Source organism: Ligilactobacillus sp. MP3 (assembly GCF_024436335.1).
GTDB classification, from domain to species: Bacteria; Bacillota; Bacilli; order Lactobacillales; family Lactobacillaceae; genus Ligilactobacillus; species Ligilactobacillus salivarius.
On sequence record NZ_JANFQI010000020.1, the window covers coordinates 1 to 8,250 of the forward strand.

7 protein-coding genes and 1 pseudogene are annotated in these 8,250 nt (G+C 32.0%); 5 read left to right on the forward strand and 3 right to left on the reverse strand.

Going from position 1 to position 8,250, the window contains the following annotated elements:
• The 3 genes and pseudogenes from NOU10_RS09075 to fexB all read left to right on the forward strand — a co-directional run.
• Positions 1–216: DDE-type integrase/transposase/recombinase (locus tag NOU10_RS09075; RefSeq protein WP_255906647.1), on the forward strand; the 216-nt coding region annotated here is incomplete at its 5' end.
• A gap of 53 nt (positions 217–269) precedes the next feature.
• Positions 270–440: pseudogene (locus NOU10_RS09080) on the forward strand (recombinase family protein); the annotation flags it as partial.
• A 404-nt stretch (positions 441–844) separates the two neighbouring features.
• The gene (gene fexB / locus NOU10_RS09085; protein WP_255906649.1) at positions 845–2,254 is read left to right on the forward strand and encodes a chloramphenicol/florfenicol efflux MFS transporter FexB; all 1,410 of its coding nucleotides are present in this window, start codon (positions 845–847) and stop codon (positions 2,252–2,254) included.
• 329 nt (positions 2,255–2,583) lie between these two features.
• Here the strand turns inward: fexB and NOU10_RS09090 are convergent, their stop codons facing one another.
• From NOU10_RS09090 to NOU10_RS09100, 3 genes are all read right to left on the reverse strand, one after another.
• Entirely contained in the window at positions 2,584–3,777 is a 1,194-nt protein-coding gene (locus NOU10_RS09090) for a hypothetical protein (RefSeq protein ID WP_255906650.1), read from the reverse strand.
• A gap of 158 nt (positions 3,778–3,935) precedes the next feature.
• Positions 3,936–4,658: a Rep family protein gene (locus NOU10_RS09095; protein WP_193524892.1), complete on the reverse strand. Its 723-nt coding sequence runs from the start codon at positions 4,656–4,658 to the stop codon at positions 3,936–3,938.
• A gap of 430 nt (positions 4,659–5,088) precedes the next feature.
• On the reverse strand, positions 5,089–5,181 hold the full coding sequence (locus tag NOU10_RS09100; protein WP_143456202.1) for a type I toxin-antitoxin system Fst family toxin: 93 nt from the start codon (positions 5,179–5,181) through the stop codon (positions 5,089–5,091).
• Between the two features lie 2,102 nt (positions 5,182–7,283).
• Between NOU10_RS09100 and NOU10_RS09105 the strand changes: the two genes are divergently transcribed.
• Positions 7,284–7,442: a hypothetical protein gene (locus tag NOU10_RS09105; protein WP_003708837.1), complete on the forward strand. Its 159-nt coding sequence runs from the start codon at positions 7,284–7,286 to the stop codon at positions 7,440–7,442.
• Positions 7,443–7,492: 50 nt separating this feature from the next.
• Positions 7,493–8,250 (forward strand): replication initiation protein (locus NOU10_RS09110; RefSeq protein WP_255906651.1); only part of this gene is annotated, 758 nt, incomplete at its 3' end.

The following is an 8,250-nucleotide window of genomic DNA, read 5'->3' on the forward strand; positions in this document are numbered from 1 at the left end:
AATCGTACCATTAAATACCTGAATAATTTGATTGAACAAGACCATCGTCCAGTAAAGAGACGCAATAAATTCTATCGAAGTTTACGCACTGCCTCTACCACGATTAAAGGCATGGAAGCCATTCGAGGATTATATAAGAAAACCCGAAAAGAAGGCACTCTCTTCGGGTTTTCGGTCTGTACTGAAATCAAGGTATTATTGGGAATCCCAGCTTAAATCATAGATACCGTAAGGGATTTTATTCTTTATTTAAAACTTTGCAACAGAACCAAGTAGCGAAAGAAAAAGGAGTATACAAAGGACGACCTGTACTTTATTCACCAAATGCAAAAGATTCTCAAAAACGTTTAGTTTATTACTGAGTTATAGAAATGTTAGACAAATGTTTTTCAATTAGCAATATAGTTACGGAAGTAGATGTTACTAGACAAACTATATAGAGTATTAAAAATAATCAAATAAACTCATAATTTTAAAATTTACTACTCTATTTTGCTCAAAATAGAGATAAAACTGACAAATTTACTCTTTTGTGTTATTTTGGTATAGATTAATATAAGAGGAGGATAAAAATGATGGAAATGGTGTTTACCCTTTATAAAACAATTAAAGTTTCAGACTATCTCAAAGTTGAGGGACAAGTATGTACTTTTTTAAACAGAATACCAAAATCCAGACTTTTTACTATAATCCTTACGTAAAAAAGTAAAATATTGATTTATGTAACAAAAGTCTGATCTTAAGATTAAGCTTTTTTATTTGGATAATTGAGAGGTGAAATTGATGGTTAAAGCAGTCGATTTAGCCTTCTAAAATGAGCATTTAAATTTTAGGAGGCTGTAAAATGAATCATCAAAATGAAAAAAATATAGCATCAAATGTGTTGTTAATTAGTATCTTAGGCTTGTCTGTTTTAGTGGGTTCAGTTACTGCAGATATGGTTAATCCTGTTCTCGGTGTGATTGGAAAAGAATTAGGTGGGTCTGAGGCGCAAGTTAGTTGGGTCGTAAGTGGTGTTGCCTTAGTTCTATCTATAGCAATTCCCTTTTATGGACGTTTATCTGATTTTTTAAATATTAAAAAACTCTTTACTAACGGATTTCTAATATTAACTATAGGAAGTTTAATATGTATATTCGCGCCCAATTTAATTATTTTAGTATTGGGTAGAATGTTTCAAGGAGCTGGCATGGCAGCCATACCTGTGCTATCTATGGTTATAATATCTAAAATTTATCCGCCTGGACAGAGAGGAAGAATTTTAGGTATTATTGCTGGTTGTATTGGCGTTGGCACTGCAGGAGGCCCAATATTTGGCGGCGTTGTAGGACAATTATTAGGTTGGCAATCATTATTTTGGGTCACTTTTGTTCTGGGTTTAATTATAGTTCTAGGTGTTCAAATATCAATGCCTAAAATAGAATCACCAGATAATAACAGTCATCAAAATTTTGATGTTTTAGGTGGACTATTATTAGGATTAACCGTAGGTGGTTTTTTACTTGGTATTACGCTTTCAGAAATGTATGGTTTGATTTCTATACAAACAACCACAAGTTTTTCTATATCTATGATAGCTTTAATAGTGTTAATATATCGCGTGATTAATGTTAAAAATCCTTTTATCCCTCCAGTTATATTGAAGAACCGTTTATATGTAAGCTCAATTTTCATTGTATTTCTTTCAATGTTTGCTTATGTCTCTATGCTTGTTTTTATTCCATTATTAGTTGTTGAGGTTAATGGGTTAAGTACTGGACAGGCAGGCTTAATATTACTTTCTGGTGGTGTCGCTGTTGCAATCCTTTCACCAATAGTGGGAAGATTATCTGACAAAGTGCATCCTAAAATACTATTATTAGTTGGACTAATTATTATGGGCTTATCTTCTTTATATATGAGCTTCGTAGCAGGCGCATCACCTGTATTAATATCTATCGGGAGTTTAGGGATAGGTATCGCTTTTGCATTTATTAACTCTCCAGTGAATAATGTTGCAGTACTTGCTTTACCTAAAGAACAAGTTGGTGTAGGTACGGGGTTGTTTCAAGGTGCAATGTATCTTGGGGCAGGAACAGGTGCCTCACTAATAGGGGATTTATTGTCAATGAGACATGGGGTTAAAGCATCTTTTAATCCTTTTTATACTTTAACTGCCCCGCACTATTCTGATATATTTTTAACCATTACGTGCATCGTGTTAGTTGCTTTAATTGTTACTTTAAATATAAGTAGTAGGGATTTAAAGCAATAAAACCTTTTTATTACACAGATATACATCTGTTTTTAAATATTATTCAGAAACTAAATTGTTAATAGCAAGAACAACTAAATAATTTTAAAAAACAGGGCTTATTAACAAGCCCTGTTTTGCATTTTAGCCAAGAAAATAACCAGTTTCTGTACACTATCTAACTATCACTTTTTTCAATTCATAATATTGTATAGCATTCCATACGTTTCATTTTCTCATTTATTAAGTAAAATCATTCTAATTTAGCAAGTAAAGTCACAACGGTCTTAGAATGCGCCTCTCAAACGTCAAAATACAAAAAAGCGCCTATAAATAGGCGCTTTTTATGATTATCGTTGCAAAGCTTGCTGTTCTTTTTTTACTCTTGGTTGCTTCAAATCTGGGTTAGCTTTTGCAAAGTCTTTTAATTGTTGCTGGGTCTTTTGACTAATTTCGATTTTAACTTTGTTTAGTTGTTCCTGTATTTGTTGTTTATTTGCACCTGGCTCTTTTAACTTATCATGCAATGCTTTGTATTGATCTGATAAGGCTGGTTGTTTTTGTGTGGCTTTATTATCAAGAATCTTAGTGTTTTCCTGATATGGATTGTTCAAATCAGGTTCTACAAGTTCACTACCGTATAAGTTGTTTTGATAATAACTAAACACATTATATGATTTTTCTATGTTGACTAAATCTTCCCATGTAACATTCTTTTTACTGCTGTCGATTTTATCTTCTGGTAAATCATATAATATAAAGCTGGCTTTTATAGCGCTTTTTAAATCATTGTTATAAAGCTTTTGCATAGCTTCAACTGGGTTGTTTGCTTTAACAATTAGTTCAGATTTTGCGATTGTTTTTATAGCTTTTTCTTCCAAGGATTTTATATCAACATCACTAACAAACTTTTTACTTTGTTCTGGTTTTGTTAGTTTCTGATTAACGATTTTAATATCCTTTGGATTAAATACAACGTATTCTTTGGAATTATCATAGTATTCAACATCTAATTCTGCATAGTGAATACCCATTTCATTTAAAACAGGAATTAGTGTTTCTGCTCCACTATCGTTACCGCCTAATTGATTGTTTATGCCATTGATAATGCTTAAATCATCAGTATCATCAATAATCTTTTCAGCTATATTATAAGCAATTTTTTTGTTGCCTGCGTCCATTGCTGTTTCACTAGTTGGTTCTTCCCAATCGGACAAGATGTAGGGGTATTCTTCTTCATCAATCTGTTTCTGTGCTATCTTTTCAATTATTTTAGCGACTTGATTAGTTGTTAATGTAACTTTGCTGGCGTTCAAAGGTGTACTATTTTGTAGTTCATCATTCAATTCAATAGTATACAAATAGCCGTCATTATCTGCATAAGATTTAGCTCTTTGCAAGCTATCAGTTAGATAAGTTCCAAAGCCTAATGTTCCACCATTTTTATGAAATCTTGGTATTTTAAATTCAGTAAAATCCTCTTTTGACCCATGATATAAATTGTCTATTTTACTTCGCTTTTCAGTTGTCGTAGTACCCCCCAAGCCAACCCCACTCAAACCCTTGATAAATCTAGCTTTATCCCACTTTTTTTAAGTGGCTCACTAAGAAAAAAAAAAAAAAAAAAATCGCTGAATCCCTTGGGAGAGTAAGGTGACCAACGATTTTAGTAAAACGGCTCAAATGAGCCGTTTTTTTCTATCTATTTTTTCAAATATCTTTTAACAGTTGCTAAGCTAATTCCCACTGTATCAGCAATTACAGCTAATTTAATACCTTTTTTACGCATTTCTTTTACTTGAGCCACTTTTTCATCAAGTGAGCCATTTTTTGATACATTTTTAGGGTTATGTTTTTGATACTCGGCATCTAAAAGTTTATTAATTGCTAAAGTATTATAATTAGTCGCTATATTAAACCATTCATATTCTTCATTGTCTAAGCAATAGCCAATAAAATCACTGTAATTATCAAGCTCACTATCTCTAATAAACTGCATAATATCACGTAATATAGCAGTTCTTGAACTCATAGATACTTCAAAATAGCGTTCAATATCTGCTCCAGAATGACAAATAATATCTTCTCGCTTGTATTGATGTTTCTCTGGGTTGTCCATATGTATTAAATATCTAACTAGCCCTTTTGTATTTGCCGTTTTTTGGGGTATAGGAGCGTTTAAAGCGTCTGTAATGTCTTTTACCTGCTCAAAGCTCTTTTTGCCGTCAAACAGCAAAATAACGTGTCTATGAGCTTTTTTAGCCGTTCCGTCTGGGTTCACATCTTTATCATGCAGTGGACTCTCAACCCACGGAATATGATAACCATCTAAAATATCTCGCCAGTTTTCTGGAGCTGACTCAGGATATTGAACAAAAGTCCATGTTCTTGCTCTTACATCTTTCTTTTTACTTTCTTTTGGCATAAAAAAATCTCCTTTCAGTAACTTACAGAAAGGAGTTTATCTTCAAAACTTAAAGGTAAAGTATAATATATTATACTTTGCTATGTTCTTGCTTGAATTTTACGATTTAATCACGTATAATTCAACGTGAAGATAACTTCCAGAGCTCACGCCAATGAACTTTTCTGTAAGTTACTTTTTTTATTTTAACGGTATAATTTTACCATATATCCAACGAAAAGGACTTGTTATTAAGTCCTTTTTTATTTTTTACTTTTCCTAACTTTTTACTGCTCAATTTTCACTTTATGATATAATTAACTTGATATCAGAAGAGTTCTGAAACTCACAAAGTCGTGTGTGCCTGATAAACACGACTTTTTTTATTGCAAAAAAAGAGCCGAACTCGCCTGAAAGCTCGACTCAACGGTTAGATTAATGTTGCTATGATTTACTTCTTGCGGTTATCTAACCAATCTTTAAACAGTAGTAAAAAGATACCAACAAAAAGCGGTGCAGTAACTGCGATATCAAAAGAGTTCATCCCCTCACCCCCTTTCCATACTGGCAAAGGGACACAGCAACCTAATCATTATAGCATAGCTTAACCCCTACACCCCATTGCATTGGGGACGTTCGCCGGCACTAAGCCTCGGGAAAGCAAGCTTGCTTTCTTTTTCTCCAGCGTTTTTATGCTTAAAATAGTCAAGGGTTGCCCTACGGCGTCTCAAAAGCTCCTACGTCGCTTTTTTGCCCCTTGACTATTATTTATATTCAGCTTTATTTAAAACGTCTCAGAAACGATTTTTAAGGCTTGTAATAACTTGTATGTTTGCTTTGAAACTTTTGAAGATTTAATTCTTTGATTTTCGATTTTTCTTTTTCAAAAAAATTAAACAAAGAAAAAAAATCTTCAAACCCACTTAACGAATTTTGAGAATAAAATTTTGGCATCTTCTAAACTGGAGTACAGAGTTAAAGAGCATAAGTGAGAATGGTCATCCGTAGGCGGATGAGCCGACAGTGTCGGCATTCTCTTAATGACCAAATTTTCTCGTGTGTAACACACTATACTAACTAATACAACACAGTTGTAACACAACTTGTAGCACGCTTATATCACGTGCCACATTTGTATCACTTTTCAAAAACTAAAATTTATTTTTTTGTGGGACAAACGTCTTACAATTATTTTTCTTCCAGTTTCCTTTTTTCTTACGAAAAATAACTGGAAGAAAAATTTTCTCTGCTACTTCAATTCCAAAAAACATTAAAAAAATTTGGCTGTCACAAATATGATAGTTATTTTTTTATAGCATTTTAAAATTGTTTAACAGGTGTTTTACGTAAAATAAGCGTAAAACAAAGTGTAAATTAGGTGTAAAACAAGTGTTAAATAGCTGTGTAACAAGCGAGAAAATTAAGTCCCTAAGAAAACGCCGATACTATCGGCTCCCACGCACCTGTGGGACCATTTTCTCTTATGCTCTTTAGCTTAGTTGTACAGAATGCAGAGCTTCGTTTTACAACTTAGCTAAATGATTTTGTAGTTTTGCTTCTTTCGTTTCGTTTTTCAAAAAATAAAAAAGAGCTTATTTTCAAGCTCTTAAAAATTATTCTATCCAGTTCACATAATTTTTTACTTCGTTATTCCAAAGAAAAATAGTTTTTTCCGTCTCGGCAGCAGATCTATTATCTGCTATATAAAATTAGTGCATTTAAAGTGATAGCTAACTAATTAAATTAATACATATGGTTTAAATCTAATTTAATGGGTGTTTTAGACGTTTTATCCCTTTTTAATATAATTACACTTGAAATGATTTAAAATGTCTTATAATTGATTTTAGATAGCAAATAGAGCCGATTAATATAATCGGCTCTATCTTTTTTACGTGGTTATGATGTAGTGATTTCAAAGTAGATCATTAATCACTACAGGAGTAATTATAGCATAAATCAGCTAAAAAAGCTATTAAATCAAGGTTTCTAAGGCGTTTTCTCGGTTGATTTTATGTATAATAAACCCAGATTCAACTTGAACGCTTGCTTAGAATGTATTTGTCAGCACTTATGCTATAATTTTTAGGTTGTCTGAGCTAATAAGGCGGTTAATTGCTGCCTAAATCGTCCTTGCAACAATAAAGGGGGCGATTTAATGTTTGCAACTTTGATCAATTTTCTTTTATCTATCGTAGCAGGTGTGATAGCCTATTACATTTGCAAATGGCTAGATAGATAACTTTGTTAGACAATTAGCCTGAAAACAGTTTGTGACTCATTATTGTTAGATTAAGTAATGGCAGCGACTGAAATAACAAAATAACCCCCTAGATACCGCAAATATCTAGGGGGCTTTTTGTTTGTAACTTTGATCTTTTCACTATGATTATAGCATGTTTTGTCTATATTTGCATGGTTGTAGATTAACTAGAGTTCTAGCATAAGCGAAGCGACCCAGTGTCTTTCTGAACCACAATTTGCTAGAACTGCAAGTTTAGTCTAACTAAATAATAGAAAAATTATTTTAAGTATTTGTTTAGTTAGTTTTTTCTCTTTTTTAGAAATTTTTATTTTATTCAGCCTTTAATAAGATACATTCATAGGATACATTCTAATACATTATATTACATTAGGGGAAAAGAAATGCCTTTATATCAACGTTTATCACACTTAACTATTGAAAAAACTGCGTTAACTATTGAAAAAACTGCGTTAACTATTGAAAAAACTGCGTTAACTATTGAAAAAACTGCGTTAACTATTGAAAAAAATATAAAAATGTATCTAATATCATTTTTATGATATAATGAATTATTGAAAAAACTGCGTATTAAAATTTGAGGTGTTTTTTTATGGGAATAATAGAAAATAAGAAAGCCAAAAACGCATTTGAAAATTTACTAAGTAGACAAAACTACCTAGTTACACAAGCAAATGAACTGGCTAGGGCTTTTGGAAATTTAAATGCTACTGAACATAAGATATTGGATTATTGTTTTTCTTATATAAAGAAAGAAGATACAGTTGATACTGTTTATCATTTGACCCTACAAGAGATACTAAAACATCTAGGTCTTAGTTCTTCTGGCACGAACTATACTAGGGCTGCTGTTGCTCTACAAAAATTGCATGATAAAACTTCTTTATATTTACAGCTTTATGATAAAGATGGAATCCCATTTATTAGAATGACTTCTTTGTTTCAATATGTAGATATTAAAAGAAATGGAAATGTTGAAATAAAATATAATACTGTTATTGCTCCTTATATCTTCCAACTAAAAGAGCAATATTATTCGTTCAATCTAATCGAACTAAGTAGAGTTCGTTCAAAATATACCCTAATTATGCTTAAATTATGGAATGCTACTGTAATGGAAAAATGGTCTAACTTTAATGATCCTCATAGAAAGCTACCTGATTTATATTTAAATGCTAGCCTTGAAGAATGGGAATCTTGGTTTTTAGGATATACAGTAGATGAGAAGGGAAGTAAACAGCCTGTACGTTGGCCTGCAGGAAGATTTAAAAAAGAAGCTCTAGGGGTAGCACTTAAAGAATTAGCTGAATTATATCCTAAATCTACTATTACTTTAACACCAGATAAAAA